This is a genomic window from Acinetobacter sp. WC-743 (assembly GCF_000335555.1).
Taxonomy (GTDB): Bacteria; Pseudomonadota; Gammaproteobacteria; order Pseudomonadales; family Moraxellaceae; genus Acinetobacter; species Acinetobacter bereziniae.
This window is the reverse complement of record NZ_AMFQ01000041.1, coordinates 26,827-52,144: the sequence shown is the minus strand read 5'-3', so window position 1 is coordinate 52,144 and position 25,318 is coordinate 26,827. Positions and strand designations below refer to the sequence as shown.

The window sequence follows — 25,318 nt, the reverse complement described above, 5'->3', positions numbered from 1 at the left end:
AAAATAAATCAATTAAACACGCATTGGCATGACAACATAGGTTTGATTGGATTGGGTTGGATCTTGAACCAATACCGACTGATTTGCTTCAGACATGGTCATCGCAACATCATCACCATCTAAAACACTCAATACATCTAAAATATATTGCGCATTAAATGACATTTCCATAGGTGCATTGGCGTATTGAATGGCTAGATCCTCAATCGCCTCATCTTGTTCAGGGTTGTTTGCACGCAATTGCAAAGAATCTGCATTAAAATTCAAAAACACACCACGTAATTTCTCATTACTTAAAATCGCAACACGTTGTAATGATTGCTTGAACACATCATGCGGGATATGAACCACTTTATCGCCACCACGCGGAATCACACGACGATAGTCTGGGAACTTACCATCGATTAATTTTGTCGTGAAACGTACAGTAATGTCACCTTGCTCTTTATCACGGCTTGGTGTTTGAATGGTCACATTCAACAGTTCGCGACCGATCAATAAGGTCAATTGTTCATCTTCGATGCTGAGAAGGCGTTGTAATTCCCCTACCGCTTTACGTGGAACAATCGCTTGTACCAACTGGGTTGCAGTTGATGATGCTAAGGTTTCGCACAGTGCCAAACGGTGTCCATCAGTCGTCACAGCACGCAATTGATTTTCATCAATTTCCAATAAAGTTCCAGTCAGATAAAAACGCACATCTTGCACAGCCATGGCAAAAGAGGTTTTTTCAAATAAACGCTTTAATTCACGTTCAGTCACTTGAACTTGTGTACCTTGACTATGCTCATTGGTCAATAATGGATAATCTTCTGCTGGCAAAGTTCCCAAAACAAAGCGGCTATTTCCTGATTTTAAAATACAACGCTGGTCTTCAGTAATCTGTAAATCAATCAATGCTGCTGATGGTAAGGATTTGCAGATATCCACCAATTTACGCGCAGGAACAGTGGTTTCCCCAGCTTGTAAACATGCACCATCCGCTAAGGTTGTGCTGGCAACCAACTCGACTTCCAAGTCTGAACCAGTAATGGTAAGCGCTTGATTTGTAGCTTGAATTTTCACGTTTGAAAGAATATTCAAAGTATGGCGACGTTCAACAGCTCCAACCACATGGGATAAAACATTGAGTAAGCTCTCTTTCGCGATTTTCAAACGCACGGTGGAAATCCTCTAACTAAATTTGACAGAAAAGACAGATAATAAATTTTTTTAATGACGTACTATGCGGCAGTTTATGCCGCATTGCAAGCGTATAATTTGTACAAATTTTAGCTTTGTAACAGACGCATGAGGTTTTTATAATCCTCATTAAAAATTGGGTCTTCATCACGTAAGCTCTGCACTTTTTCACAAGCATGCATGACCGTACTATGATCGCGACCACCAAATGCCATACCAATTTCTGGGAAGCTATCCCCAGTTAATTCACGAGCCAAGCCCATAGCCAATTGGCGTGGTCGAGCATAAATACGGGTTCTTTTTGGACCCACTAATTCTTTCAATGGAATGCGGAAATACTCACTCACCACGCGTTGAATATTTTCTGTACTGATCGTCCGCGCACGAATGGCCAAAACGTCTTTCAGTGATTCACGCACCACTTCCAAATCAATCGCAGCACCTTTAAAACGGGATATTGCGACGACTTTATTCAATGCGCCTTCAAGCTCACGAACATTGGCAACCACTTGTTGAGCAATAAACAATGCGCAATTTCGGGGGAGATCAATCCCACTACTTTCAGCTTTTTTCAGTAAAATTTCGATTCGAGTTTCGATATCAGGGGGTTCTACACCAACAGACAAACCCCAAGAAAAGCGTGAGACTAAACGTGGATCAAGTTCTGTTAACTCTTTTGGATAGCGATCCGAAGTTAAGATAATTTGTTTAGACTCATCTAATAAAGCATTGAATGTATAGAAAAATTCAACCAAACTGGCTTCTTTACCCGCCAATAGATGAATATCATCGACCAATAATAAATCTAAAGAACGACAATTCTTTTTAAATTCCTCAACCTTGCCTTTTTGCAAAGAGCTGACAAAATCTTGGACAAAACTTTCAGCAGTCATATACATCACGCGCGCATTTGGTTTTGCCTGTAATAAAGCATTTCCAACCGCTTGCATTAAATGTGTTTTACCGAGACCTGTTGGACCATAAAGAAACAGCGGATTATGCTGAGATTCACCCAATTGAGTCAAAACTTTACGACAAGTTTCTGCCGCCATTTGGTTGGAACGCCCCTCTACAAATAAAGCAAAATTAAACAATGGGTTAAGTTGTCTCTTTTTCACATTTTTTGCAGAAACAACGTCTTGCTCTTTGTCTTTTTTTACTTTTGGCGATGCTATAGCTGGGCTGGCATGTTGTTCTAAAGCAGCAGTAGTGGTTGCTGGTTGTTCAGCAGCAGAAAGGATTGCACCTGGACGTGAATCAACCAAAATTTCAACTTTACGTACACGACCTTCAGATAATTGCTCTGCCAAGATTGAAATCAATTCTAAATGATGTTCTTGAATGTAGCGTGTCCAATATGGATTAGGTGCATACAGTTTTAAAGTATCTTCGACTTCTTCTGCAACCAACGGACGAATCCACATGGCAAAGACATTATCAGAGAGCTCTTGTCGCAAGCGAGTTAAGCAGTCCGTCCAAAGCATGTGAAACCCCTCTATTCCATTTTAAATTCAAAAAACACAACATTCCCCCTACCCTATAGATAAAGGGGTCGCCATTCTAACCAAGTTATCCACATCTGTCATGAACAATTAAAGTAAATTCGCTCAAAAAAGCAACTTTCTGTAAATAAATTTAAATTCAAAGCACTTGTGGATAAGGTTTTCCACATGCTGTGGATAAATTACCACATAAACTTATCCACAATCCATCAAATTAATAAAAACACAGATACCCACAGCTTAAATCTTTATTATTTAATGTAAAAAAGCTGTTTTCCACAGAAATAACCGACACTAATAATAATAAATTTAAATTTTAAATTTGAATTTATTTATAAGAACCGAGTTTTTTGTGGATAACCTCCAAGTTATGAATTTAAATTCAAAATTAGCAGGTTTTTAAATTTAAAAGCATGGAAACGAATTTAAATCTAGATGAGGTTATGGATAACTTTGAGGATATATCTGTTGGTAACTCTTATTTATACTATAAAATAATAAGTTATGTTGTGAATACTTTTTTTGTTGTTTTTATAGCTCAAAAGACAGTTAAAATTTCATGTGGGTAAAAATGCAACAAATATGATCGAATATAGAAGAGATATGTGTATATTCATTGACAGCATAAAGAATGCACAATACAATCGCGAACCTTTAGAAAGATCAATTTTGGAGTTTCGATATGAAACGTACATTCCAACCATCTGAATTAAAGCGTAAGCGCGTTCATGGTTTCCGTGCTCGTATGGCTACTAAGGCTGGTCGTCAAGTATTAGCTCGCCGTCGTGCAAAAGGTCGTCACAGCTTAACTGTTTAATTCGTTAAACAGTTAATACACGACTTGGGTGTTATGTCTCTTTATAGTTTCAGCCCAGCGGTGAGAATCCACTGCGCTGCAGATTACAAAGGTGTATTTGATGGTGCGCTTTTTAAAGTGCATCAACCCCATTTTATATTCTTAGCAAAAGTGACCGAACAGCCTAAAAGCCGTTTGGGTATCGTTGTTGCTAAGAAAAAAGTGCGCCGTGCGCACGAAAGAAATCGAATAAAACGTTTAACGCGTGAAAGTTTTCGCTTAAACCAGCAAAATATTGATCTGTTGGATATTGTGGTGATGCCTAAAGTCGGCATAGAAGCCGTACCCAATGCTGAACTTTTTCAGCAGTTACAATTTGCTTGGTTAAAATTGCAACGCATCGTTAAAAAGCACCATAAAATAGCTCAATCTTCCCCTCAAAAATAGAGGAAACCAATGATTCGTTTATTGCATTGGTTGATTCGTTTCTATCAAATTGCGATTAGTCCTCTCATTGGACCTCGTTGTCGTTATATTCCGACTTGTTCTCAATATTCGTTAGAAGCAATCCATACGCACGGCGCAATGAAAGGCAGCTGGTTAGCTGCAAAACGCGTGTGCCGTTGTCATCCTTGGGGCGGGTATGGTTATGATCCCGTGCCAAAAAAAACAATTCGTTTTATTTCGTTTCAGCAAATAGATTCTCAAACGCTTCATGTTCCTGTACCCTTGCGTGAACGTTTATTGAACCAAAATCACTCTAACCACTTGGGGTAATAGATATGCAACAATGGGCCAGGTTTGCAATCCTTGGGGCCATGTTAGTCACCGCATATTTGCTCATTTTGGCTTGGCAAAAAGACTATGGTCATGATGCAACAAAAGCTGCGACTCCGCAGGCTGTTGTCGCGCATGATGTCTCTGCCGATTTGCCAAAAGGTCAAGCAACTGCGGCTTCTAGCGATGTTCCACAAGCAAATATAGCTGCTGCACAACAAAATACAGCTGCGCCAGCCACAGCAAATCAACAATTGATTTCAGTACAAACTGATCTTTATCATCTTTGGATTAGTCCAAAAGGTGGTGATATTGTTCGTATTGAATTACTGAATCATGACAAGAGCAAAGACAGTGATCAGCCTTTTGTTATGCTTGAAAGTGATGCAAAACGTACCTATGTTGCGCAATCTGGTTTAATTGGATTGAACGGTCCAGACAGTAAACCAGATCGTCCAAGCTATGCGTTTGAAAAAAGTGCTTATACCCTTGCTGATGCTAAAACCGCACAAGACAAAGAAGGTAAATCTTCTCAAGTCTTAACTGTTCCGATGGTATTTAAAACAGCGGATGGTGTTGAAATCATCAAAACGTTTAGTTTCAAACAAGGTCAATACCCAATTGATGTCAGCTATCAGGTTGTAAACCGTAGTACGCAAAATTGGCAAGGACAAATGTTTGGTCAAATTAAGCGTGATAACTCAGATGATCCAGGAAAAACCTCTCAAGGTATTTTCACACTTGGAACCTATTTGGGTGGCGCTTGGGGTACACCAGATGAGCATTACAACAAGCTAAAATTTGCGAATTTTACCGATGAAAAACTCAACACTGAAGCAAAAGGTGGCTGGGTTGCGATCGTTCAGCATTATTTCGTAAGTGCTTGGATGCCAGGTCACTTTGGTGGTCAGCAATACACGGCAAAATTGGAATCACGTAAATCTGCTGATGGTATGAACATCATTGGATTTACTTCACCAACCATTAATGTTCCAGCAGGTAAAGCGATGAGCATTGATGCAACTTTCTACTCTGGTCCAAAAATCCAGTCTGAATTGAAAGATTTAGCGGTAGGTTTAAACCAAACTGTAGACTATGGTTGGTTATGGCCAATTGCCAAATTATTATTTGCAGGTTTACAGTTCTTCCATAACCTTGTGGGTAACTGGGGGTGGTCAATCATTCTATTGACTGTATTGGTTAAACTTATTCTTTGGCCGTTGTCGTCTAAGAGCTATCGTTCTATGGCGAAAATGCGTGTGATTGCACCAGAAATGCAACGCATGAAAGAAGAGTTTGGTGAAGACCGTATGCGTTTCTCTCAAGAAATGATGGCACTTTACAAACGCGAACAAGTCAATCCATTGGCGGGTTGTTTACCATTACTTTTACAAATGCCAATCTTCTTAGCATTGTATTGGGTATTGATGGAGTCTGTAGAACTTCGCCATGCACCGTGGATGCTGTGGATTCAAGATTTGTCTGCAATGGATCCTTGGTTTATCCTTCCATTGATCATGGGTGTTACGATGTTTGTTCAACAATCATTGAACCCACAACCGACTGACCCTATGCAGGCGAAAGTTTTCAAAATCATGCCAATCATGTTTACAGTATTTATGCTGTTCTTCCCTGCTGGCTTGGTTTTATATTGGATTGTGAACAACTCGATCACGATTCTGCAACAGTGGTTTATCAATAAAAATGTTGCAAAAGCCAAAGTTGAAAATGAAGTTGTTTAATCTTTAACGATTAAGCAATAGCTGAAAAAATCCGCTTAAGATGGTAATCTTAGGCGGATTTTTTATTGTCAAAGTTTGAGTAAATTTAGATGACGAACACTGTAAACCAAACCACAATTGCCGCAATTGCGACGCCACCAGGACGTGGTGGTGTAGGTGTGATTCGTCTTTCTGGACCAAAGGCTTACAGTATTGCGCAAGCTTTGACACAAAAAGATCTTCCCAAAGCACGTTTTGCTGGTTTTCGTCAATTTTTTGACCATCAAGGTGAAGTCTTAGATGAAGGCTTAGCCATTTGTTTTCCCAATCCAAATTCCTTTACGGGTGAAGATGTGGTTGAGTTACAGGGACATGGCGGACCAGTGATTCAAAATGCGCTACTAACACGTTTATTGGAGCTTGGTGCCACTGCAGCCAAAGCTGGTGAGTTTTCCATGCGTGCCTTTGAAAATGGCAAAATGGATTTGGTACAAGCTGAAGCGATTGCTGACTTGATTGATGCAACCTCACAAGCTGCAGCACGTTCTGCGGTACGTTCCCTACAAGGTGTATTTTCCAATAAAGTAAATACCGTGTTGGAGAAACTGATCCATCTACGCTTGCATGTTGAAGCTGCAATTGATTTTCCAGAGGAAGAAATTGACTTTTTGGCGGATGGGAAAATACTGAGTTTGTTAGAAGAGGTTCAAACTTCGGTTGCTGCGGTACAACAATCGGCTCGTCAAGGTCAATTACTACGTGAAGGTCTGCAAGTGGTGATTGCTGGGAAACCTAATGCAGGTAAATCTTCATTACTTAATGCCTTGGCGGGTAATGATCGTGCTATTGTGACGGATATTGCTGGAACTACACGTGATGTGTTGCATGAGAAAATTAGTTTAAATGGCTTACCGATCACTTTAACCGACACTGCAGGTTTACGTGAAACAGGCGATGTGGTCGAGAAAGAAGGCATTCGTCGTGCAATTAAAGAGATTGAGCAAGCCGATTTATTGCTCTTGGTTTATGACTTGAGCCAAGGTGAAAATCCTTTAGAACTTGCACAAAATTACTTTGAAAACCACTTAGATTACAAGCGTTTAATACTGATTGGAAATAAGTGTGATCTCACTGATCTATCTGCTGAATTAAATGATTTGCAAGGTTTTCGCCATATCACCGTTTCAGCCAAACAGGATGTGGGCGTGCAAGTACTCATAGATGCGATTACAGCGCATGCAGGCTTTCAGCCTGAGGAAGATACCTTTATTGCACGAACACGCCATTTAGACGCAATGAAGCGCACACAGCGCTATTTGGCAGAGGCACATGAGCAACTTGTGGTTTATCATGCAGGAGAGTTGGTTGCGGAATCACTACGACTTGCCCAAAACGCTTTGGGTGAAATCACAGGTGATTTTAGTGCTGATGATCTCTTGGGAGTTATCTTTGGATCGTTCTGTATTGGTAAATAAGCTTAAAATAGTGAACATGAACGCTGACCAAGTGTCAGCTTTTTTGATGAAAAGTTGTGCTTTTGTAAGCTGATTTTACATCTGAGTTTGAATTGTTTACTGTAAGATCAATAACATATTCAAAAGGGTGTATTATGAAAAAGTCTCCTTTATTGCTTTCCCTCGCAGTATTTGTGATCACTTCAAATGTCTGGGCGGGTAAGGCAGATCATGTGATTATTCAAGAAGCAGCGAAAAATAATATCACCATTGAACAAGCATTACGTGCCAGTGACGAAACTGCGGTAACTTTAACCGGTTCGATTGTGCGTCAAATTAAGCATGAACATTATGAATTAAAAGACAGCACAGGAACCATTGGAATCGAAGTGGATGATGATCTGATTGATTTAAAAAAATTAAAGCCTGGCACCAAAGTAAAAATCGTGGGTGAAGTCGACACGCATCGCTACAAACCAACAGATATTGAAGTGGTTAAAATAGATATTGTTCCATAACTGATTTAAAAATAGGTGCTAAGCACCTATTTTTAAGCGGTATTTGTTTTTTAAATGTTGAATCAATAAGTAACAGCATAATGTGCCGACTCCTGCACAAAAGCCTAAAACACCGATCATTAAACCAAAATGATCGGATAAGTATCCTGCGGAAATAATTGGCACAATCGTACCAAAATAAGCAATAAACAAATATGTTGAAACCACAGCGGCACGATTTTCGATTTGGGTCATTTGATGAATCAATGCAAAAGCACTCAATAAACTGAGTCCATGTCCCATGCCAACCAAAATCACACTGATAAAGAATAAAAAACTCCAATGCATCAGCATACAGACAGACAAAATCAAATAACTACTGATTAATAAAATCAGTCCGATATTTAGGGCTTTGTGCATATTCATTGATTTGGCAGCGAATTGAGCAATCGCGGAAACCATTAAAATACTGGCAATGGTTGCACCACTGACCAAAGGACCATGCCACGGAATAACATCATGTATAAATGAGGGCGCTAAAGAGGCAAATAAACTGAATGATCCGAAAGCACAAAACGCACTAAAACTGGTGATGTAAAATAAGCCTTTAAATTGTGTTTCTGGTAATTGTAAATGAGGTGCAATCGAAAAAGATTGTTTTTCAAATTGAACTGTTTTAATGCGAAATAAACTGAATAAACTCAGCAGCGCTGCGACAATGACAGGTAAATAAGGTGTGATTAGGGGGTGATCTGAAAATTGAGCAATTGCACCACCAATAAAAGGTCCCAACCCAAAACCAATCACGGTAATAATTGAACTTAATTGTGCTGCACTTTGTTTGTGTGAATCTGGGATAGTATAGATTAATCCTAGCATTGCCGAGGTGCTGATTAAGCCAGATGCGATTCCGATAATGAAACGACCTAAACCCAGATAATAACGATTCGAGGCAAAAACTGAGAGGCTCAGGCCAATAATAGCGAAGAATAAGCCGATCTGTAAGGTACGAATAAAGCCAAAACTATTGCTCATACGCCCTAAAAACAGCAATGTAGTTAAACAACCAAACATATATGCAACAAAGATATAAGTGATTTGGCTCGGGAGCAGGTGCCAAAGCTGTTGATAGATTGGATATAACGGACTCGCAAGTGCAGTACCGATGGTGCCAATACATAAGGCAAGACTGACCATGAGAAATGGACGCCATGATTGCTGATTCATAGATCTAGGACTTAAAGTGCAAATAATCTTGCGGATAAATGCCGAAGATAAGTATTAAGATCGGCAACGAAGAAATCGTATATACCGAAAAGCTTAGAACTTAATCAGTAGGGGGTCAATTAAAACTTTAAGACTTTATCTAATCACCTGTATTGAGCTTATTTTATGAATAACGTTTAAGCAATTTTAAAAATTCTTGTAACTCATTTGCATCAACAGCTTCAGGGTCTTGAATCACATGTTCAGTGAGATGTTGCTCAATTAATTCATTCATTAAACCATTGACGGCTCCTTTCACTGCTGCGACTTGTTGGAGAACCGAAATACATGAAGTACTTTGATCGTTCAATGCCTCTTCAATGGCATTCAGCTGTCCTTTTAAACGTTTGACACGGTTAAGGACTTTTTTATCTTGATGAACATGACTCATAAACTGATCCGCTAAAAATATACTCCCTTATAGTATATTTAAAAATAAAATAATATACTCATGGGGAGTATATAGGATCATGCCCACATGCAATTTAAAACTATACAACGTGAACACACTCATCAGTTTGATGAAGGTAATCCATTGGCACAAAAGAAAATTTTATGGGCAACCATTTTGACAGGTTTGATGATGCTGTTTGAAATTCTGGGAGGCTGGATTTTTAATTCAATGGCATTGCTTGCTGATGGTTGGCATATGAGTTCACATATGCTGGCGCTCGGTTTGGCTTATGCTGCTTATCGAGCCGCGCGCCATTATGCGCAGGATTTTCGTTTTAGTTTTGGGACATGGAAAATAGAGATTTTAGCAGGTTACAGCAGTGCAATTTTACTGATGGTTGTCGCTTTATTTATGGCTTTTCAATCGATTGAACGTTTATTTCATCCTGTTCAGATTCATTATAATGAAGCGATTCTAATTGCTATTTTAGGTTTATTGGTCAATTTAATCTGTGCATGGTTACTGCATGATCACCATCACCATCACCATCACCATCACCATCACCATCATTCACATGATCATGATGAACATCATGGACATGATTTAAATCAAAAAGCGGCTTTTCTTCATGTAGTAGCAGATGCACTGACCTCTGTTTTGGCAATTATTGCATTATTTGCAGGTAAATATTTTGGTTGGGATTTTTTGGATGCGACTTTGGGTATTGTGGGCGCAATTTTAGTTGGACGTTGGTCATTTGGTCTTATTAAAGAAACAGGCAAGACTTTACTGGATGCTGAAATGGATCATGTTGTAGTGGATGAAATCCGTGAAGTCATTACAGGTCTTAAAGTAAACGCCAAAATAACTGATCTCCATGTCTGGAAGGTGGGCAAAGCCAAGTTTTCAGTCATTTTGGCACTTGAAACATCTGATCAAAATTTAAATGCTGATCAAATTCGTAAAGCATTATCAATCCACAACGAATTGGTTCATATTTCCGTTGAAATTAATCAAACTGCGATTTTTAGCTGGGTTCCACGTGAAACTTCATCACCATAATTTAAATTTATCCCTTTATTATAACTCTGGATTTGAGTCGAGCATATTTTACTCAAGTTGGTTTAATCACAGTTTTCAAACAAGCTCACAAGGCAACTGTGTTTTAATAACTGACAATATATTCTGAATTTTTGATTTATGTTAAAGCACATCATTGCGTTAAGTTTAAGTTTTGCTTTTTGTGGGAGTAGTTTTGCCAGTATTGAAACTGTGAAAGCAAAACTCAGCAAAAACTATCCCAATGTCAAAATTGAGCATTTACAGACGACTGAAATGCAAGGTCTGTATAGTGGTACGTTAGATAATCAAATCGTGTATATCAATGAAGATGCTCAACATATATTTGTTGGTTCTATGATTCGTTTAAAAGATCAACATAATTTAACCAAAGATCTCGTTGTTGAAAAAAATACGGTTGATTTTAAAAGTCTTCCTTTCAATGATGCAGTAAAAACAGTCAGGGGGAATGGAAAACGCCAGCTAGCCATCTTTTCTGACCCAAATTGCCCATATTGCAAAACGCTTGAAGGGAATCTAGCTAAACTCAATGATGTGACGATTTATACTTTTATCTATCCGATCAAAGCACAATCTATTTTGCCTGCAAAGCAAGTATGGTGTTCGGCAAATCGTGAATATGCATGGAAAAATTTGATTCAAAATGGGGTAAAACCCACTGCACCAGCAAATTGTCCAACACCGATTGAGCGTAATTTAGAATTAGGTAAAAAATTAGCGCTACACGGTACACCAGCAATTATTTTCTCAAATGGCTATAAAGCAATGGGTGCCTACCCTGCTGAAGAAATTGAGAAGTTATGGAACAAATTTGGATTATAAAACGATAATTTCATAAGCACTTAGAAAAAAAAGCACCCTGAATGGGTGCTTTTCTAAATGCAAAATTTTAACTTCGTTTGGCAATCATGTTGTAAATAAATAACACGATAATTGCACCCACCACAGAGGCAATAAAACCGGCAGATGCACCTTTAGGGTAAAGTCCTAATAATTGACCGCCGTAGGTTGCAACCAATGAACCTACGATCCCCAGCGCTGTGGTTACAATAAAACCTGCTTTATCATCACCAGGATGGATTGCTCGAGCAATCAGACCTGCAATAAAACCAATCACAATTGCACTAATCAATGACATCATAATCTTTCTCCTTTTTCTTTATTTTGTCGTGAGTTACTGCATCGAATTAATTTAATATTCAAATATTTTTACAGGAAGTAAAAGGTTGGATTTGCTACAAGTTGTTGCATTTTTGTTCGACGGTTGCTGGGGGAAGCCATAAAAAAAGCGACCGTGGTCGCTTAAATCAGTTTAGGTAAAATGGGTTTACCGAAGATGATCTTATAGACCAATTTCTCCAATAAATGGAATATGGCGATATTTTTGATCATAATCTAAGCCATAACCCACAATGAACTTATCTTCTACTTCAAAGCCTAGAAATTTCACGTCTAAGTCGATTTCACGGCGAGAAGGTTTGCTGACTAAAGTACACAGTTCAATTGAATTCGGTTGACGGGTACTTAATATTTCTAAAACTTTGCTCAAGGTATTGCCTGAATCAATAATATCTTCTACCACCAAGATGTCTTTTCCACGAATTTCTCCGTCTAGATCTTTTAGGATTCTGACATCACGAGAGGATGTTGTATTACCACCATAGCTTGAAACCGTCATAAAATCGAGCTCGTGAGTTTTAGTAATGGCACGGCATAAATCTGCCATAAAAATCACTGAACCACGCAATAAGCCAATTAAAACCAATTCTTTATCACTACTGGCATAATGCGCATCAATTTTTTTACCAAGTTCTTGAACTTTTGCATGAATTTCTTCAGCAGAAATCATTACTTTCATTTCAACAGTCATGGGAAATACCTAAAACTTAAACATCAAACTCTAAAATTAAAAAAGGTGTTGACTAGCAACACCCTAAAAGATGGCATAATTTTAAAACATATCAGGTTCAGATGCATCCTTTTTACGATTTGAAAATGTAAATGCTGAAATTTGAAGCTAGATGTCTAGTGAGCATCTTGTTTTAACAACAGCGCACATACGATAAAAACACCCCCTATCAAAAGAAGTTTTTTCTTGGAGGGTGATGATTTAGGATTTTTTTCAGACTTGTGCATAGGCTTTTTGTCCATAAATATAGGTGGCTTGAATATTGCGATCATCCCCCATAGTGAATAAGGCGAATAATGCATCTTCAATATTTTTTGCTCGCTCTTGACGCAATTGCTGTAATCCGGTTGCTTTTAAATTCAGCACAACAAAGTCTGCTTCTTTGCCTACATTGAAATTGCCCAATCGATCATCTAAATGCAGCGCTTTAGCACCACCAAGCGTTGCATGATAAAGCGATTCCAGGGCTGAAAGTTTATCGCCTTGTAGTTGCTGAACTTTGTAGGCTTCGTTAAGTGTTTGTAAGTGGCAAAATGCGGTGCCTGCGCCAATATCAGTTCCAAGACCAACTTTAACTTGTTTTTCCCAAGATTTTTTTAATGGAAATAAACCACTGCCCAAGAATAAGTTGGAGGTTGGACAGAATGCGATCGCAGAATCAGTTGCATGCATACAATCCCATTCGTGTTCTTCTAAATGAACACAATGGGCGAAAACAGAACGCTCCCCTGTTAACCCATAATGATGATAAACATCTAAATATCCCTGTTGTTCTGGAAATAATTCTTTGACCCAAGCAATTTCGTTTTTATTTTCACTTAAATGCGTATGAACATAAACATCAGGATATTCTGCTTTTAATTGCCCTGCTTTTGCCAACTGTTCTGGTGTAGAGGTTGGTGCAAAGCGTGGCGTAATGGCATAAAGATTACGACCTTTGCCATGCCATTTTTCAATCAGTGCTTTTGAGTCGAGATAAGCACTTTCAGCAGTATCGGTCAGCTCTTCTGGTGCATGACGATCCATCATCACCTTACCTGCAATTAAGCGCATTTGATGACGTTCTGCAGCTTCAAATAAAGCATCCACAGATTGCGGATGTACTGTACAGAAAACCAGTGCTGTTGTTGTGCCATTTTTTAGTAATTCATGAACAAAAAACTGTGCGATTTTATCTGCGTAGTTTTTATCTGCAAATTGAATTTCTGTTGGAAAGGTATAGGTATTGAGCCATTCTAATAATTGTTCACCATAGGCACCCACCATTTCTGTTTGTGGGAAATGAATATGAGTGTCGATAAAACCAGGTACAATCAACTGTTCAGGATAATGATCAACGCTCATATCATTACTTAATTGCGACTGCCCTGCTTCCCAATCACTAAACCAGATAATTTTACCTTGTTCAGTAATCAATAACCCATCTTCAATATAACGCGTTTGATCTAAAATTTGAGTGGCTTGGGAAACGGTATTTTGAATATCAAGAAAACGTCCGCGAATCGCCGTTTTCTGCACAACAGAAGACATGTAAAACCTGCAATTTATCCTTTTTTCGATTGATTGTACCTGAAATTTATTTAAGCTGCTGTAAGCAGTTTTATTTTCTTGTGTGCTCAAAAATGTAATTGATGTTGAAGATTGTGAAAAAATCAAAAGCATTAGACGAATATTTGAGTTTGTGACTTTATCTTTAATCTAAGAATAGGTACAGTGTCGGCAAATGATGGAAATAAGAGAAAATAATATTTATGTATTTTTGGAATACCAAAGCTTTGGCGCATGAACTAGCAGAAGATACTTTAGAAAAACGCCATTATAAGAATTATTATTTGATCGCTGCTTTAGTGGTCAGTGCAGTTTATTACTATGGTATGTTTTCGCCTTATTATGATGCTCGTGTGATTGGTTTAGAAGGCATATTGACGCTGATCATTATGTTTGTTGGCATTCAACGTTGCTATGCTGCAAACGGTGGTGATGAGGGCGTGCATTTTATGAATCGTGTCACTGCACTCTCATTCCCTATTTTGTTGCAGACCACTGTTGCGGGAATTGCTTTTGGTTTGATTCTGCTCGGCATTTATCAATTTTTTAATCTTGAAAATACTGCTTTTGAAATGTGGTATGAGTGGTGTGTTTCTGCCTTTACGATTTTTTTGCAGATTGTGTTTTTTACCCGCTTAAATCAATACATGAAACGTGTTGCGGATCATACAATTTAACAATAAGCAGAGTCATAAAAGGGATTTATCTCACTGGATAAATCCCTCAGTTTAAATAGTGGATATGATATTTATAGATTTTTTAAATGTTTAATCGCCAAAAGAATGACAGTGTTGAACTGAATATTGGTCTGTTTAAAATTACTCTATAAAATAATGGGCTGCAAAATGTGCATCATTCCCAATAATGTCAAATTCATCTTCTCGAATCGACATACCTGCACAAGTATGTCCAACCATCCATAAACCTAGTGTTGGAAGTTTACCGTCATACAATGGGGTATTGACCCATTTTTGCGCAATATAACCGTATTTATCATAATTATCAAAGTAGAAGCTTCCTGAAGCAGCGCCCTGATCAATATTATCTTCTACTACACGGATATTTGCGCCTTCTCGGGCGAGAATAGGCTTTTTCACCCATTTGCCTTGTAACGAAACATTGGTATCGAAGGCATGGGATTCAAGTAAATAAGGATGGTTTGGAAACTTTTTCCAAAGTTCTACCAAAATTGCTTTATTTGACAGCAACATTTTCCAACATGGCTCTACCCATTGTGTTGTGGGTTTTAAATATTGAGAAAAGTTTTCTTCCCAGACCCATTCCCAAGGGTACAGTTTAAATAGCTGATCAATCGATTGATCATTCAAATCCACAAAGTTTTGTCCATCCCATCCGATATTTTCCATCGAAAGTTCGGACACACGATGTCCTGCTTGGAACGCCGTATCCATTAAATATTCGAGATTACCCCAATCTTCACGTCCGGCTTCTTGGCAAGCAGCGAAATGAATATGCGAACCTCGTGGAAAAATCGTTTTCCAGCGATTAATCAGGTCTTCGTGAATACTGTTGAATTGATCACGATGCGGAATATTTTCCACTTGTTCAATCCAATGCCACTGAGCAACTGAGGCTTCGAGTAACCCCGTGGGTGTATCTGCATTGTATTCCAGCATTTTGATTTGACGACCATCATAGGCAAAGTCAAATCGACCATAAAGCATGGGTGCATGGTTGTGCCATGAATGTTCAATGAGTGGGATTGCAGCCTGTGGAATTTGAAAATAATCAGGATAATCACCTTTTTGAATGATTTCTCCAGCCACTTGCATGCACATCTGGTGTAATTCATTCGAGGCATCTTCAAGTTGCTCAATTTGCTTTAGGGTAAATTCATAAGCAACCCCTTCAGACCAGTAAATGGAGCCATCCAGAGAAGGTAAGTTGTAATAATCAAAACCAATTTTTTCGTGTTCTTGTTGCCAGTTGGGACGAGCTTGGAAGCATTTTCTTTTCATAATATTCTAAATCATAAGATTGCGTATAAGATGTCTAACCACCAAAAGAGAACCCACTGCGCCCAAAGCCTCCACGCACAGGCGAAGATTTGCTATTACTTTTGGTGACTTGAGAAACCTGTGGTTGTCCAACACTTAGATTTGTAGAGGGTTCAACTTTACGTCCTAAATAATTTACTTTGCGATTGCCTTCATAATATTGTGGACCAATAAAGCGAGAGCCAGCATAGTATCCACCAGAAGAATGACTACCAGAAGAACTTGATGCTGTTTCCTCTTCACAGAGATCAGTGTTCCAGTCATATGAACAGTCATATTGGCTATTATAAACATCTTGAACAAGGGGTTTGTTATTGCTACTGCATGCTGTAATTAAAAGAGGGACTACAACCAGACTGATTTTTTTTGAACGCATGATTAGCCTTAGATCATCGAGTATTTTTATCTATTTGCTTTATAACATGATAAAAAGAAATTGTTTTATGCGCTGTATGATATGAGGATGTATGTTGAATGTACAGTCTGTGATTTATAAAATTGTTTTTTATCTGGATAATCGCCTGAAAATAAATCGATATTCAAACCATTTAGACATTGAATGATTGCGAAATAGCGTTGAATAAAAAGAGCCATGAACTATACAAAACAGCTTGAACAGATGATTTATAGCTTCCCTCAACTGATGATGAGGTTACAGTATTTGCGAGAACTACATGCAGATGCCTATTTGAGTGCAGGGGTCATTCGCAATATGGTATGGTCTAATTTACACGATCAGGTTTATTGTCTTGATAACACCGAGATTGATGTGATTTTTTATGATCTAAAGGATCATACTGGGAGACAACAACGGCGTTTAAGCCAAGAATTAAAACAAAAATTCCCAAGCAATGATTGGGATGTGGTCAATCAAGCCTATGTTCATCTATGGTACAAAACCGATGATGGGAATGCGATTAGTCAATATTCTTCATTATTTGATGCTTTATCTGTTTGGGTTGAAACCTCAACTGCAATAGCTGTTCGTCTACAACAGTCTGGTCAATTAGAATGGATTGCGCCTTTTGGACTCAATGATTTATTTGAGTTAAAGTTAAGATGGAATGCTCGTTTAGTCAGTTATGCCACCTTTGTACAACGAATCGCGTCTAAGCGTTTTTTGCAGAGATGGGACAAATTGGTCATTGTCGATCAACCATTTAGAGATCAGGAATAGCTCGGTAAAGAATGAATTCAATATTCCAAAGCATCCCATGATCAAGTGGTATTTAAAACGCATTCCTTGCTTAGGATGTCCTGATAAAAAAGCCCTCCGAGTGGAAGGCTTGGTTTAGTTTTATAAACGGGTTTCCTGATGCTTTTTGTTATGGCGGATCGACAGCCAAGCGGTAATGGTCAATACAATAACAATGAACCCTAAAGAAATCCAAATTGGCATATGGAATACATCCAACATTAACATTTTAAAACCAATGAACAGTAAGATAATTCCTAAACCGTAAGGTAAATAGTGCATCTTAGACGCAGCACCAGACAATAGGAAGAACATCGCACGCAAGCCTAAAATTGCCATTAAGTTCGCCGTGAGTACAATAAAAGGATCACTGGTGACCGCAAAAATAGCTGGAATTGAATCGACAGCAAAGATCACATCAGATGCTTCAACTAAAATTAATACTAGAAATAACGGCGTTGCCCAAAGTACACCATTTTGACGGACAAAGAATTTAGCGCCTTCCAGTTTAGGTGTAATGCGCATGTGTTTACGTAGCCATTTTAGAATCGCCATATCTTCGATATTGGTTTCTTCCTCATCTTGACCTTTCAGGAATTTGAATCCTGTATAAACGAGGAAAGCACCAAAGATATAGAGGACCCAAGAGAACTCTTGAACGAACCAAGCACCAATAAAGATAAATAGAGTACGTAAAATAATTGCGCCTAATACACCATAGAGTAAAATTTTACGCTGTAAGCCTTGGGGAATTGCAAATGCAGCAAAAATCATCAACCAAACAAAAACATTGTCAATTGCTAAGGATTTTTCTAAGAGATAGCCTGCAAAGTATTCCATGGTTTTAGTATTGGCTATGGCAACACCCGCAGTTTGCTGTAAATATAGCCATAAACCGCCACCAAATAAAGCAGCAACACTGACCCACGCAATACTCCAGTAGGCAGCAGTTTTAATTTTAACGTCTTGACCTTGTTTTTGCTTAAAGCCTAAAAAGTCAATCAGTAACATCACGATGACGATAGCGAAGAACGCTAAATACAGCCATGGATTGCCTATAGATTCCATAAAATTCTCCGAATCTGGCAATCAGGCATAAAAAACCTTGACCTGTTGCCAGATGATTAAACATCTGTATCAACATGATCAAGGTCTTGCCTACATTTTAGCGTTTATAACATGACTAAAATGCTCAGATACCGGCTTTTAAAAGCGTAATGACGATATTCTGATTGGAGGAGGCTACTCCCCTTGTTCAATAAACTGTGTAAGAAATAAAAATTTCTTTATATGCGCAGAGAATCGCACATTTATTTGAAATGTGCAAATATTGAATGTATTTTTATGTAGCTCAAATTATATACAAAATTCAGCGCAGGTTTTTAGCTGTGCAAAAGCCTGACTGAGTGTTTGATGATGGTGTTGAATAATCAACTGCGCATTGAGTACGGCTGAATCAACAGTACTGTGTGCATCTGAAATCAATTGCACCTTAAATCCTAAATCTTTTGCTGCACGACAAGTGCTATCTATGCAAAATTCAGTTTTTAAACCGCAAACAATCAGCTCTTGTATATTCAATGACTTCAATCGTTGTTCTAAATCAGTTTGAAAAAAACAATTTGGGCGAGTTTTTTCCAACACCTGATCAACATCATGATCAATGTTTAATTCTGCAATCAATTGAGTCATTGGACTATGAGGTGCCATAGCAGTATTGGCAGCACCCACATGACGAATTGCAAATACAGGAATGTGTTTTAAATGAGCGTATGCAATGAGTTGATTGATATTTTTTAATAATCGATCAGCTTCAAATGGAGGTTGCGATGCATAAAACAAACCATTTTGCATATCAACAACAATTAAGGCTTGTTTGTTTTGAGGGTCTGACATGAGTTTCTCCGTAACGATGTGCCCAATCACGGAGCCAAAAAATAACCCCGCACATTTGGCAGGGTTGGCTTTACAATTTATTTTAAATGCAAAAAACCACACTGCCGATGCAGTGTGGTGGTAAATAATCTAATGAAAAAGAAAGTTTGCATTGATCATCATATAATAACTAGATAACTTTGATTAAATTAAACTTATTGAGTTGAGATGTCACTTTAAAATTTGTAAATTTACGCTTTTTGAATAAAATCTTTACGTTGTACCAGCACTAAGGCAAGCAGTGTGCCCAATACAGCAATGATACCGCCAACCACACCAATATGATTTAGCCCATAACTGGCAGTAACTAAACCTCCAAGAAGTGCCCCACCGCCGATACCGACATTGTAAAGCCCAGAATAAATGGCCATCGCCACATCTGTTGCATCAGAAGCTAAATTTAATGTTTTGGCTTGTTGAGCTAAACTAAAGCAAATAATTGCCATTCCCCAGAACAAACTCAACACACTGAAACTGACAAAATCGATGCTTAATGTGGTCAATAACAGCATAGAAATCGCCAGTATCAGACTGCTGAGTGGGATCGGCAATTTGGGATATTTTTTAGCAAATTTTCCAAATAAATAGGAGCCAAAAAAGCCTGCTGCGCCATAGATGAGTAATAAGGTTGTGGTTTGTGTTGAGCTAAAATGTGCAACATTTAAGGCAAAAGGTTCGATATAACTATAAGCCGTAAACTGTGCTGTAATCACAATCACAGTGAGTGCAAAGACCATCATCAAACTTGGGCGTTTTAGAAATAATTTTAAGCTGCTTAAAGAACCAGAGTTGACACTCGGTAAGCGTGGTAATGTTTTGGCTAAAATTAAACAGACAACAGCTGCGCCAATGGCGATCAAGCCAAAAGTATTACGCCAACCATAAGATTCTCCCACCATTCTGCCAAAAGGAATACCTAAGACCATCGCCAGCGCTGTACCTGTGGCCAATAGACCTAAAGCTTGAAACTCCTTACCTTTGGGTGCGACACGAACGGCTAGCGAGGCAGTGATCGACCAAAATAGCGCATGCGAAAATGCGATACCAATTCGGCTGGCAAGCAGTACATCAAAACTCCATGCAAAATAAGACAAGGCATGACTGGCAACGAAAACCATGAATAAGCCAATCAGCAAAAAGCGTCTTTCGATATTTTTGGTGAGGAGCATAATAGGCAAAGAAATCGGCGCAACTACCCATGCATATAGAGTAATCATGATGCCGACATCCGTTGCTTGCATACTAAAACTTTTACCAATATCGCTGAGTAAAGCTACGGGTACAAATTCTGTGGTATTAAAAATGAAAGCAGCAAAGGCAAGGCTGATTACACTGACCCATTGCTGCGTTTCACTGGGGGCAGATTGGGGTGTGGGCGTTTGGGAAGAGGAACTGGACATGATCATATTTTCAAAGATTAGCACTAAATTTTAGGCTGATTTTTGCATAAAGTTAAGCTTAAGTTTTGATACATAAAAATTAGGATTGTCGGACAAAACTTAACAATAAACCCAATAAACTTATGGCATTTTGAATGTGCTTTTAAGTTTGTATGTATATAAAGAGTAAATAAAATGTTAGAAATTAGACACAAAGATGATGGAAAAAAAGGTGAGTTTTATATTGGTGAAGACGGTCACCATTTGGCTGAAATGGCATATACATGGGCAGGTGAAAATATGTTGATTATTGATCACACACTTGTAGAAGATGAGTTGCGTGGTCAAAGTGTGGGACGTAAGTTATTGGATCAAGTGGTGGATATGGCACGTTCAAAAAATGTGAAAATTATCCCTCTATGCCCTTTTTCAAAATCTGTATTTGATAAAGATCAATCGATACATGATGTTTTGAAATCTTAAGTTTGCTTTGTTAAAGTGGAATTGTGTCATAAATCATTAATGAGAAATAATAGATGCAATTCCAACATATCGATAATCAACATAAGGGTGAGTTTTTCTTAGATAATCCTCAAGGACAGCGTATTGCTGAAATCAGCTATGTTTGGAGTGGTGAACAGCAGATTATTGCCAACCACACTTGGGTTGATGATTCCCTACGCGGTCAGGGTATCGCCCGCCAATTATTAGATACTTTGGTTGAATTTGCGCGTGAAAAACAACTAAAAATTGTGCCAACATGTTCATATGTGGACGTGATGTTTAAACGTGAAAAAAGCTTTGCAGATGTCAAAGCATAGATAGATATACATACATTTAATGTCCTACCTGGATTGGACTGTTAAAATTGAGTTAGATACTTCAACATGTTAAAAAAAATTCTGATCGCTTTATCATTATTGATCAGCCCTATACTGAGTTATGCAGAAAGTTGTTTTGAATTAAACTTACGCGCTTATCAAAAAGAGCAAGAGATCAACCCACGTTGGGAATTAGTGGCTCAATCGAAACATCGTATATATTTTTATTCAGCGCCTAAAAACTTTTGTAAAATGAATGATACTTTTGTTATTCAAAATGATAATGTTACAGCATATTCAGTGTATAAAGATCGGGAAAAACAAGCGTGGGTCTATGTGGTATTTAATGATCCAAATCAACATATAGAAGATGACTTGGTTGAAGGATGGGTCAAACTTAAAGATTTTAAAGCTTTGCAGAAAACAGTGACCCCAGATTAAATGAAAAAACCACATTTTGTGGTTTTTTTCATTTCTAGAAAACTTATTTTGCTTTTAATGCAGTAATTAGTTTTTGGTGTAATCCACCAAAACCGCCGTTCGACATGATCACTACGGCATCGCCCTCGCCTGCCTCAGTGCGAATGGTATTGATAATCTCATCTAAGGTACGAGCCACAACAGCTTTATTTGTGGCTGCATCAATCACGGGCTGTAAATCCCAATCCAAGCCTTCAGGTTGATACCAAATGACTTCATCTGCCAAACGTGCAGAATACGCCAACCCATCTTTATGGCTACCCATACGCATGGTATTTGAACGTGGTTCAATGACTGCCCATAGTTTACGTTCGCCTAAGCGTTTGCGTGCACCTTCTAAGGTTGTATCAATCGCTGTTGGATGATGGGCAAAATCATCGTATACCTCAATACCTTTTACAGTATCGAGCAATTCCATACGGCGTTTCACTCCGCCAAAATTCGACAAGGCTTCACAAGCCGTTGCAATGTCGACACCTACGTGCTCTGCAGCAGCAATCGTTGCTAAGGCATTGGCAACACTATGCTGCCCTGTCATATTCCATTGAACTTCGCCTTTGACTACGCCGTGTTGTAAGACTTTAAAATGTGAACCATCCGCAGAAAGTTGCTCCGCATAGACTTCAGCACTGTCGTTGGCATCTAATGAAGTCCGAACCACTGGTGTCCAACACCCCATTTGCAGAACTTCATCAATATTGGTTTCAGTGATCGGTGCAATAATGCGACCTTCGCTGGGAATGGTGCGGACTAAATGATGGAATTGTTTTTGAATCGCAGCCAAGTCATCAAAAATATCGGCATGATCAAATTCAAGATTATTTAAAATCGCAGTTTTTGGATGATAGTGTACGAATTTAGAACGTTTATCGAAGAATGCAGAATCATATTCATCTGCTTCGACACAGAAGTATTTTCCTCCGCCTAAACGTGCACTTTCACTAAAACCTAAAGGTACACCACCAATTAAAAAGCCTGGATTTAATCCTGCCTGATCCAACACCCATGCCAACATGGTTGTGGTGGTGGTTTTACCATGTGTGCCTGCAACACCTAAGACATGTTTAGCTTGTAATACATGGTCAGCAAGAAATTGTGGTCCTGAAATATAGGGCAAACCTTCATTCAACATATATTCAACAGCATCAATACCACGTTTCATGGCATTACCAACAATCACAAGGTCTGGGTGGGGCTGTAAATGGCTACGGTCATAGCCTTGCATCAAGGTGATACCTGCATTTTCAAGCTGGGTTGACATCGGCGGATAAACATTTGCATCTGAACCCGTAACCTTATGACCTAAATCGCGTGCCAATAATGCCAATGAGCCCATAAAGGTGCCGCAAATACCCAAAATATGCAGATGCATTCGTTTTAACTCCAGTGCTTTTATAGACTCATCACTTTGTGCTTGTGGTGTAGCCGATTCATTTGATTTGAGAGCAACGATAGCAAGGCTTAAAGCGAAAAGATAGTTTTTCTTGTTACGATTTTAAAGCATAGCTTTTGTGGATAAAATCCTGCATATTTGCAGTTGAATATAGGTGCTTGCATAAATTTTATTATTGCCAAACATGTCAAAATCTCGGAAAAGAACAGCAAAAAAATTCGTCTTAAATCAGGTTTATCCTTATTCTTCGATCAGTAGTTTATTGATTGCTTTGCCAATGATGTTGATTTATGGCATTGCCTATTATTCTTTGTTGGGTGACGGTTTTTATTTAGGTCCAGTAAGCTTAACGTTTTTGCTTTATTTTGCTACAACGACAAGGATAATCCGACTATTTTCTAAAGATGTCACCATTTGGTTTGATGATCAGTATATGTATCTTCAATTCAATCAAAAAGCGCCACAAAAATATGCCAAACAGGAAATTTTAGGTTTTTACAGCTATGATTATTCAACCAAATCACCTTTATTATTCAATTCAAAAGTTTCCATTCATTTTTATCTTGATCAGGGTCAAAAAATATTTTTAAATGATTCTTCTTATAGAAATATCGTTGATGAAGAAAAGCGTCTAGTATTACTTAAATTTTTAAAAACAGCTCAAAGTGAGCTTGAGTTTTCTCCCCTTCATGCCAAATCTAGATTCTTTGCTCATCATGTGTATTGGTACGCGCGTCAGCATGATCGAGATTGAAGGTTTTTCACTTTTAAAAAAATGCAGTGTAATCTATTGAGGCATACATCATTGTTGAGCTAAAAATGGCTTTATCTCTACCGCTTTTATTGCTGATTATCTCCAATTGTTTTATGACTTTGGCTTGGTATGGTCATTTAAAGTTCCTCCATGAAGCACCTTTGTGGCAAGCCATCTTATTTGGTTGGGTGATTGCCCTGCTTGAATACAGCTTTATGATTCCTGCGACTCGCCTTTTGGCTCAACATGGTTGGTCATTGGGACAAATGAAAATTACTCAAGAAGTGGTCACACTTTTGGTATTTGTTCCTTTTATGATTTTTTTATTTAAACAGCCTTTTAAATTGGACTATCTGTGGGCAGGATTGTGCTTGTTGGGATGCGTATTTTTTGTCTTTAGAAGTCAGTAAGATCAATAGACTGAGTTAAAATCATGATGATTTAAGCGTCCATCATGATTTTTTGACCTGATGAGTTGGATGGCTTTTTCGATTTTTATGTTGTTTAGGGACTCCAGCCTGATATTGCCCTTCGACTCAAGCATTTAAGGTGGTTAAATTAAAAAATATTGCATTGCTACGTCTGTTAAATTTTCGTGAGATGAAAAATCAGTCTATAATAGCGAGCTTCTTGATATTCATTTAAACACTGATCACCAGTATTTAAACTTCCTTACATTCGTTTACGGAATATATGCAATGAATGCGGCCGCTGTACAAGACGCTCCTCTAGTTGGAATTATCATGGGTTCTCAATCAGATTGGGCAACTCTCGAAAACACTGCCAATATGCTTAAACAGCTTGGTGTTCCTTTTGAAGCTGAAGTTGTTTCTGCGCATCGTACGCCAGATCGCTTATTTGAGTATGCTGAAACAGCACGTGAACGTGGTATTCAAGTGATTATTGCTGGTGCAGGTGGTGCAGCGCATCTACCAGGGATGTGTGCAGCAAAAACAGATCTACCGGTGCTTGGTGTGCCAGTGAAGTCTTCGATTTTAAATGGTGTTGATTCGTTATTGTCTATCGTGCAGATGCCTGCTGGTATTGCCGTAGGTACATTGGCGATAGGTCCTGCTGGTGCAACCAATGCCGCGATTATGGCAGCACAGATTTTAGGTTTAACCCGTCCAGAGATCGCAAAAAATGTTGCAGATTTCCGTGCGGCACAAACTGATAAAGTGGCTAGTAAAAACATTCCGGGTCAAGCTTAAAACGGG

Annotated in this window: 30 protein-coding genes; 17 read left to right on the top strand and 13 right to left on the bottom strand. The window is 38.5% G+C overall.

What is annotated here, in order from left to right; translation table 11 throughout:
- Positions 1–12: 12 nt before the first annotated feature.
- Positions 13–1,161, bottom strand: a complete 1,149-nt coding sequence (dnaN, locus tag ACINWC743_RS05930) for a DNA polymerase III subunit beta (protein WP_004823980.1) — start codon at positions 1,159–1,161, stop codon at positions 13–15.
- A gap of 110 nt (positions 1,162–1,271) precedes the next feature.
- On the bottom strand, positions 1,272–2,666 hold the full coding sequence (gene dnaA, locus ACINWC743_RS05925; RefSeq protein ID WP_009584751.1) for a chromosomal replication initiator protein DnaA: 1,395 nt from the start codon (positions 2,664–2,666) through the stop codon (positions 1,272–1,274).
- A gap of 700 nt (positions 2,667–3,366) precedes the next feature.
- Here dnaA and rpmH point away from each other — a divergent pair.
- The 6 genes from rpmH (at position 3,367) to ACINWC743_RS05895 (ending at position 7,950) form a co-directional block, all read left to right on the top strand.
- Positions 3,367–3,501, top strand: a complete 135-nt coding sequence (rpmH, locus tag ACINWC743_RS05920) for a 50S ribosomal protein L34 (protein ID WP_000831329.1) — start codon at positions 3,367–3,369, stop codon at positions 3,499–3,501.
- Between the two features lie 33 nt (positions 3,502–3,534).
- On the top strand, positions 3,535–3,927 hold the full coding sequence (gene rnpA, locus ACINWC743_RS05915; protein WP_004823984.1) for a ribonuclease P protein component: 393 nt from the start codon (positions 3,535–3,537) through the stop codon (positions 3,925–3,927).
- Positions 3,928–3,936: 9 nt separating this feature from the next.
- Positions 3,937–4,257 (top strand): membrane protein insertion efficiency factor YidD, encoded by a 321-nt coding sequence (yidD, locus tag ACINWC743_RS05910; protein ID WP_005034824.1) that lies wholly within the window; start codon positions 3,937–3,939, stop codon positions 4,255–4,257.
- 5 nt (positions 4,258–4,262) lie between these two features.
- Positions 4,263–5,999, top strand: a complete 1,737-nt coding sequence (gene yidC / locus ACINWC743_RS05905; RefSeq protein WP_004823987.1) for a membrane protein insertase YidC — start codon at positions 4,263–4,265, stop codon at positions 5,997–5,999.
- Between the two features lie 89 nt (positions 6,000–6,088).
- Complete coding sequence (mnmE, locus tag ACINWC743_RS05900) at positions 6,089–7,453, top strand: tRNA uridine-5-carboxymethylaminomethyl(34) synthesis GTPase MnmE (RefSeq protein ID WP_009584744.1); 1,365 nt, start codon at positions 6,089–6,091, stop codon at positions 7,451–7,453.
- A gap of 134 nt (positions 7,454–7,587) precedes the next feature.
- Complete coding sequence (locus tag ACINWC743_RS05895) at positions 7,588–7,950, top strand: NirD/YgiW/YdeI family stress tolerance protein (RefSeq protein WP_009584746.1); 363 nt, start codon at positions 7,588–7,590, stop codon at positions 7,948–7,950.
- A gap of 18 nt (positions 7,951–7,968) precedes the next feature.
- Here ACINWC743_RS05895 and ACINWC743_RS05890 read toward each other — a convergent pair whose 3' ends face one another.
- Positions 7,969–9,156, bottom strand: coding sequence for an MFS transporter (locus ACINWC743_RS05890; protein WP_035300446.1), 1,188 nt, complete (start codon positions 9,154–9,156; stop codon positions 7,969–7,971).
- Between the two features lie 163 nt (positions 9,157–9,319).
- Positions 9,320–9,586 carry a metal/formaldehyde-sensitive transcriptional repressor gene (locus ACINWC743_RS05885; RefSeq protein ID WP_004823994.1) on the bottom strand — a complete coding sequence of 89 codons (267 nt, stop codon included), beginning with the start codon at positions 9,584–9,586 and terminating at the stop codon, positions 9,320–9,322.
- Positions 9,587–9,673: 87 nt separating this feature from the next.
- Here ACINWC743_RS05885 and dmeF point away from each other — a divergent pair, with 87 nt between their 5' ends.
- Entirely contained in the window at positions 9,674–10,651 is a 978-nt protein-coding gene (gene dmeF / locus ACINWC743_RS05880; protein ID WP_009584732.1) for a CDF family Co(II)/Ni(II) efflux transporter DmeF, read from the top strand.
- Between the two features lie 138 nt (positions 10,652–10,789).
- Positions 10,790–11,491 (top strand): DsbC family protein, encoded by a 702-nt coding sequence (locus ACINWC743_RS05875; RefSeq protein ID WP_004823998.1) that lies wholly within the window; start codon positions 10,790–10,792, stop codon positions 11,489–11,491.
- A 67-nt stretch (positions 11,492–11,558) separates the two neighbouring features.
- Here the strand turns inward: ACINWC743_RS05875 and ACINWC743_RS05870 are convergent, their stop codons facing one another.
- The 3 genes from ACINWC743_RS05870 to guaD form a co-directional block, all read right to left on the bottom strand.
- Positions 11,559–11,810, bottom strand: coding sequence for a GlsB/YeaQ/YmgE family stress response membrane protein (locus ACINWC743_RS05870; protein ID WP_004824000.1), 252 nt, complete (start codon positions 11,808–11,810; stop codon positions 11,559–11,561).
- A gap of 201 nt (positions 11,811–12,011) precedes the next feature.
- Complete coding sequence (gene hpt / locus ACINWC743_RS05865; RefSeq protein ID WP_005034840.1) at positions 12,012–12,539, bottom strand: hypoxanthine phosphoribosyltransferase; 528 nt, start codon at positions 12,537–12,539, stop codon at positions 12,012–12,014.
- Positions 12,540–12,791: 252 nt separating this feature from the next.
- The gene (gene guaD / locus ACINWC743_RS05860; protein ID WP_009584731.1) at positions 12,792–14,108 is read right to left on the bottom strand and encodes a guanine deaminase; all 1,317 of its coding nucleotides are present in this window, start codon (positions 14,106–14,108) and stop codon (positions 12,792–12,794) included.
- Between the two features lie 221 nt (positions 14,109–14,329).
- On the opposite strand from guaD, the gene ACINWC743_RS05855 reads away from it, so the two are divergent.
- Positions 14,330–14,803 carry a hypothetical protein gene (locus ACINWC743_RS05855; RefSeq protein ID WP_004824006.1) on the top strand — a complete coding sequence of 158 codons (474 nt, stop codon included), beginning with the start codon at positions 14,330–14,332 and terminating at the stop codon, positions 14,801–14,803.
- 141 nt (positions 14,804–14,944) lie between these two features.
- Here ACINWC743_RS05855 and ACINWC743_RS05850 read toward each other — a convergent pair whose 3' ends face one another.
- Positions 14,945–16,105: a glutathionylspermidine synthase family protein gene (locus ACINWC743_RS05850; RefSeq protein ID WP_009584739.1), complete on the bottom strand. Its 1,161-nt coding sequence runs from the start codon at positions 16,103–16,105 to the stop codon at positions 14,945–14,947.
- A gap of 34 nt (positions 16,106–16,139) precedes the next feature.
- Positions 16,140–16,520: a hypothetical protein gene (locus ACINWC743_RS05845; RefSeq protein WP_009584754.1), complete on the bottom strand. Its 381-nt coding sequence runs from the start codon at positions 16,518–16,520 to the stop codon at positions 16,140–16,142.
- 216 nt (positions 16,521–16,736) lie between these two features.
- On the opposite strand from ACINWC743_RS05845, the gene ACINWC743_RS05840 reads away from it, so the two are divergent.
- The gene (locus ACINWC743_RS05840) at positions 16,737–17,321 is read left to right on the top strand and encodes a nucleotidyltransferase family protein (protein ID WP_009584735.1); all 585 of its coding nucleotides are present in this window, start codon (positions 16,737–16,739) and stop codon (positions 17,319–17,321) included.
- A gap of 120 nt (positions 17,322–17,441) precedes the next feature.
- Here the strand turns inward: ACINWC743_RS05840 and ACINWC743_RS05835 are convergent, their stop codons facing one another.
- Together ACINWC743_RS05835 and ACINWC743_RS05830 are read right to left on the bottom strand one after the other, a co-directional pair.
- On the bottom strand, positions 17,442–18,407 hold the full coding sequence (locus ACINWC743_RS05835) for a TerC family protein (RefSeq protein WP_009584722.1): 966 nt from the start codon (positions 18,405–18,407) through the stop codon (positions 17,442–17,444).
- A gap of 288 nt (positions 18,408–18,695) precedes the next feature.
- Entirely contained in the window at positions 18,696–19,235 is a 540-nt protein-coding gene (locus ACINWC743_RS05830) for a cysteine hydrolase family protein (RefSeq protein ID WP_009584749.1), read from the bottom strand.
- On the opposite strand from ACINWC743_RS05830, the gene ACINWC743_RS25070 reads away from it, so the two are divergent.
- On the top strand, positions 19,234–19,359 hold the full coding sequence (locus ACINWC743_RS25070) for a hypothetical protein (RefSeq protein ID WP_009584758.1): 126 nt from the start codon (positions 19,234–19,236) through the stop codon (positions 19,357–19,359). The two genes, ACINWC743_RS05830 and ACINWC743_RS25070, sit on opposite strands and share 2 nt — an antisense overlap.
- Positions 19,360–19,465: 106 nt before the next feature.
- Here the strand turns inward: ACINWC743_RS25070 and ACINWC743_RS05825 are convergent, their stop codons facing one another.
- Entirely contained in the window at positions 19,466–20,674 is a 1,209-nt protein-coding gene (locus ACINWC743_RS05825) for a sugar transporter (RefSeq protein WP_035300442.1), read from the bottom strand.
- A 174-nt stretch (positions 20,675–20,848) separates the two neighbouring features.
- Here ACINWC743_RS05825 and ACINWC743_RS05820 point away from each other — a divergent pair, with 174 nt between their 5' ends.
- From ACINWC743_RS05820 to ACINWC743_RS05810, 3 genes are all read left to right on the top strand, one after another.
- Positions 20,849–21,136 (top strand): GNAT family N-acetyltransferase, encoded by a 288-nt coding sequence (locus ACINWC743_RS05820; RefSeq protein ID WP_004824024.1) that lies wholly within the window; start codon positions 20,849–20,851, stop codon positions 21,134–21,136.
- A 53-nt stretch (positions 21,137–21,189) separates the two neighbouring features.
- Entirely contained in the window at positions 21,190–21,474 is a 285-nt protein-coding gene (locus ACINWC743_RS05815; RefSeq protein ID WP_004824026.1) for a GNAT family N-acetyltransferase, read from the top strand.
- A gap of 66 nt (positions 21,475–21,540) precedes the next feature.
- Entirely contained in the window at positions 21,541–21,915 is a 375-nt protein-coding gene (locus tag ACINWC743_RS05810) for a hypothetical protein (protein ID WP_009584757.1), read from the top strand.
- A 43-nt stretch (positions 21,916–21,958) separates the two neighbouring features.
- On the opposite strand, the gene mpl is transcribed toward ACINWC743_RS05810, so the two are convergent.
- On the bottom strand, positions 21,959–23,326 hold the full coding sequence (mpl, locus tag ACINWC743_RS05805) for a UDP-N-acetylmuramate:L-alanyl-gamma-D-glutamyl-meso-diaminopimelate ligase (RefSeq protein ID WP_009584736.1): 1,368 nt from the start codon (positions 23,324–23,326) through the stop codon (positions 21,959–21,961).
- 205 nt (positions 23,327–23,531) lie between these two features.
- On the opposite strand from mpl, the gene ACINWC743_RS05800 reads away from it, so the two are divergent.
- The 3 genes from ACINWC743_RS05800 (at position 23,532) to purE (ending at position 25,312) form a co-directional block, all read left to right on the top strand.
- Positions 23,532–24,101, top strand: a complete 570-nt coding sequence (locus tag ACINWC743_RS05800) for a hypothetical protein (RefSeq protein WP_005034866.1) — start codon at positions 23,532–23,534, stop codon at positions 24,099–24,101.
- A gap of 65 nt (positions 24,102–24,166) precedes the next feature.
- On the top strand, positions 24,167–24,511 hold the full coding sequence (locus ACINWC743_RS05795; protein WP_004824031.1) for a DMT family protein: 345 nt from the start codon (positions 24,167–24,169) through the stop codon (positions 24,509–24,511).
- A gap of 288 nt (positions 24,512–24,799) precedes the next feature.
- The gene (gene purE, locus ACINWC743_RS05790; RefSeq protein WP_004718991.1) at positions 24,800–25,312 is read left to right on the top strand and encodes a 5-(carboxyamino)imidazole ribonucleotide mutase; all 513 of its coding nucleotides are present in this window, start codon (positions 24,800–24,802) and stop codon (positions 25,310–25,312) included.
- The last annotated feature ends 6 nt before the right edge of the window (positions 25,313–25,318 follow it).

Excerpts from the sequence above, each read along its gene's own strand:
- ACINWC743_RS05795 (WP_004824031.1), top strand. The coding sequence starts at position 24,167 with ATGGCTTTATCTCTACCGCTTTTATTGCTGATTATCTCCAATTGTTTT.
- ACINWC743_RS05810 (WP_009584757.1), top strand. The coding sequence starts at position 21,541 with ATGTTAAAAAAAATTCTGATCGCTTTATCATTATTGATCAGCCCTATA.
- yidD (WP_005034824.1), top strand. The coding sequence starts at position 3,937 with ATGATTCGTTTATTGCATTGGTTGATTCGTTTCTATCAAATTGCGATT.
- ACINWC743_RS05825 (WP_035300442.1), bottom strand. The coding sequence starts at position 20,674 with ATGTCCAGTTCCTCTTCCCAAACGCCCACACCCCAATCTGCCCCCAGT.
- ACINWC743_RS05895 (WP_009584746.1), top strand. The coding sequence starts at position 7,588 with ATGAAAAAGTCTCCTTTATTGCTTTCCCTCGCAGTATTTGTGATCACT.
- ACINWC743_RS05870 (WP_004824000.1), bottom strand. The coding sequence starts at position 11,810 with ATGATGTCATTGATTAGTGCAATTGTGATTGGTTTTATTGCAGGTCTG.
- ACINWC743_RS05855 (WP_004824006.1), top strand. The coding sequence starts at position 14,330 with ATGTATTTTTGGAATACCAAAGCTTTGGCGCATGAACTAGCAGAAGAT.
- ACINWC743_RS25070 (WP_009584758.1), top strand. The coding sequence starts at position 19,234 with ATGAGTTTCTCCGTAACGATGTGCCCAATCACGGAGCCAAAAAATAAC.
- guaD (WP_009584731.1), bottom strand. The coding sequence starts at position 14,108 with ATGTCTTCTGTTGTGCAGAAAACGGCGATTCGCGGACGTTTTCTTGAT.
- ACINWC743_RS05820 (WP_004824024.1), top strand. The coding sequence starts at position 20,849 with ATGTTAGAAATTAGACACAAAGATGATGGAAAAAAAGGTGAGTTTTAT.
- ACINWC743_RS05890 (WP_035300446.1), bottom strand. The coding sequence starts at position 9,156 with ATGAATCAGCAATCATGGCGTCCATTTCTCATGGTCAGTCTTGCCTTA.
- ACINWC743_RS05850 (WP_009584739.1), bottom strand. The coding sequence starts at position 16,105 with ATGAAAAGAAAATGCTTCCAAGCTCGTCCCAACTGGCAACAAGAACAC.
- hpt (WP_005034840.1), bottom strand. The coding sequence starts at position 12,539 with ATGACTGTTGAAATGAAAGTAATGATTTCTGCTGAAGAAATTCATGCA.
- ACINWC743_RS05875 (WP_004823998.1), top strand. The coding sequence starts at position 10,790 with ATGTTAAAGCACATCATTGCGTTAAGTTTAAGTTTTGCTTTTTGTGGG.
- mpl (WP_009584736.1), bottom strand. The coding sequence starts at position 23,326 with ATGCATCTGCATATTTTGGGTATTTGCGGCACCTTTATGGGCTCATTG.
- ACINWC743_RS05845 (WP_009584754.1), bottom strand. The coding sequence starts at position 16,520 with ATGCGTTCAAAAAAAATCAGTCTGGTTGTAGTCCCTCTTTTAATTACA.
- ACINWC743_RS05830 (WP_009584749.1), bottom strand. The coding sequence starts at position 19,235 with ATGTCAGACCCTCAAAACAAACAAGCCTTAATTGTTGTTGATATGCAA.
- ACINWC743_RS05800 (WP_005034866.1), top strand. The coding sequence starts at position 23,532 with ATGTCAAAATCTCGGAAAAGAACAGCAAAAAAATTCGTCTTAAATCAG.
- rpmH (WP_000831329.1), top strand. The coding sequence starts at position 3,367 with ATGAAACGTACATTCCAACCATCTGAATTAAAGCGTAAGCGCGTTCAT.
- mnmE (WP_009584744.1), top strand. The coding sequence starts at position 6,089 with ATGACGAACACTGTAAACCAAACCACAATTGCCGCAATTGCGACGCCA.
- ACINWC743_RS05835 (WP_009584722.1), bottom strand. The coding sequence starts at position 18,407 with ATGGAATCTATAGGCAATCCATGGCTGTATTTAGCGTTCTTCGCTATC.
- rnpA (WP_004823984.1), top strand. The coding sequence starts at position 3,535 with ATGTCTCTTTATAGTTTCAGCCCAGCGGTGAGAATCCACTGCGCTGCA.
- purE (WP_004718991.1), top strand. The coding sequence starts at position 24,800 with ATGAATGCGGCCGCTGTACAAGACGCTCCTCTAGTTGGAATTATCATG.
- yidC (WP_004823987.1), top strand. The coding sequence starts at position 4,263 with ATGCAACAATGGGCCAGGTTTGCAATCCTTGGGGCCATGTTAGTCACC.
- ACINWC743_RS05885 (WP_004823994.1), bottom strand. The coding sequence starts at position 9,586 with ATGAGTCATGTTCATCAAGATAAAAAAGTCCTTAACCGTGTCAAACGT.
- dmeF (WP_009584732.1), top strand. The coding sequence starts at position 9,674 with ATGCAATTTAAAACTATACAACGTGAACACACTCATCAGTTTGATGAA.
- dnaA (WP_009584751.1), bottom strand. The coding sequence starts at position 2,666 with ATGCTTTGGACGGACTGCTTAACTCGCTTGCGACAAGAGCTCTCTGAT.
- ACINWC743_RS05840 (WP_009584735.1), top strand. The coding sequence starts at position 16,737 with ATGAACTATACAAAACAGCTTGAACAGATGATTTATAGCTTCCCTCAA.
- ACINWC743_RS05815 (WP_004824026.1), top strand. The coding sequence starts at position 21,190 with ATGCAATTCCAACATATCGATAATCAACATAAGGGTGAGTTTTTCTTA.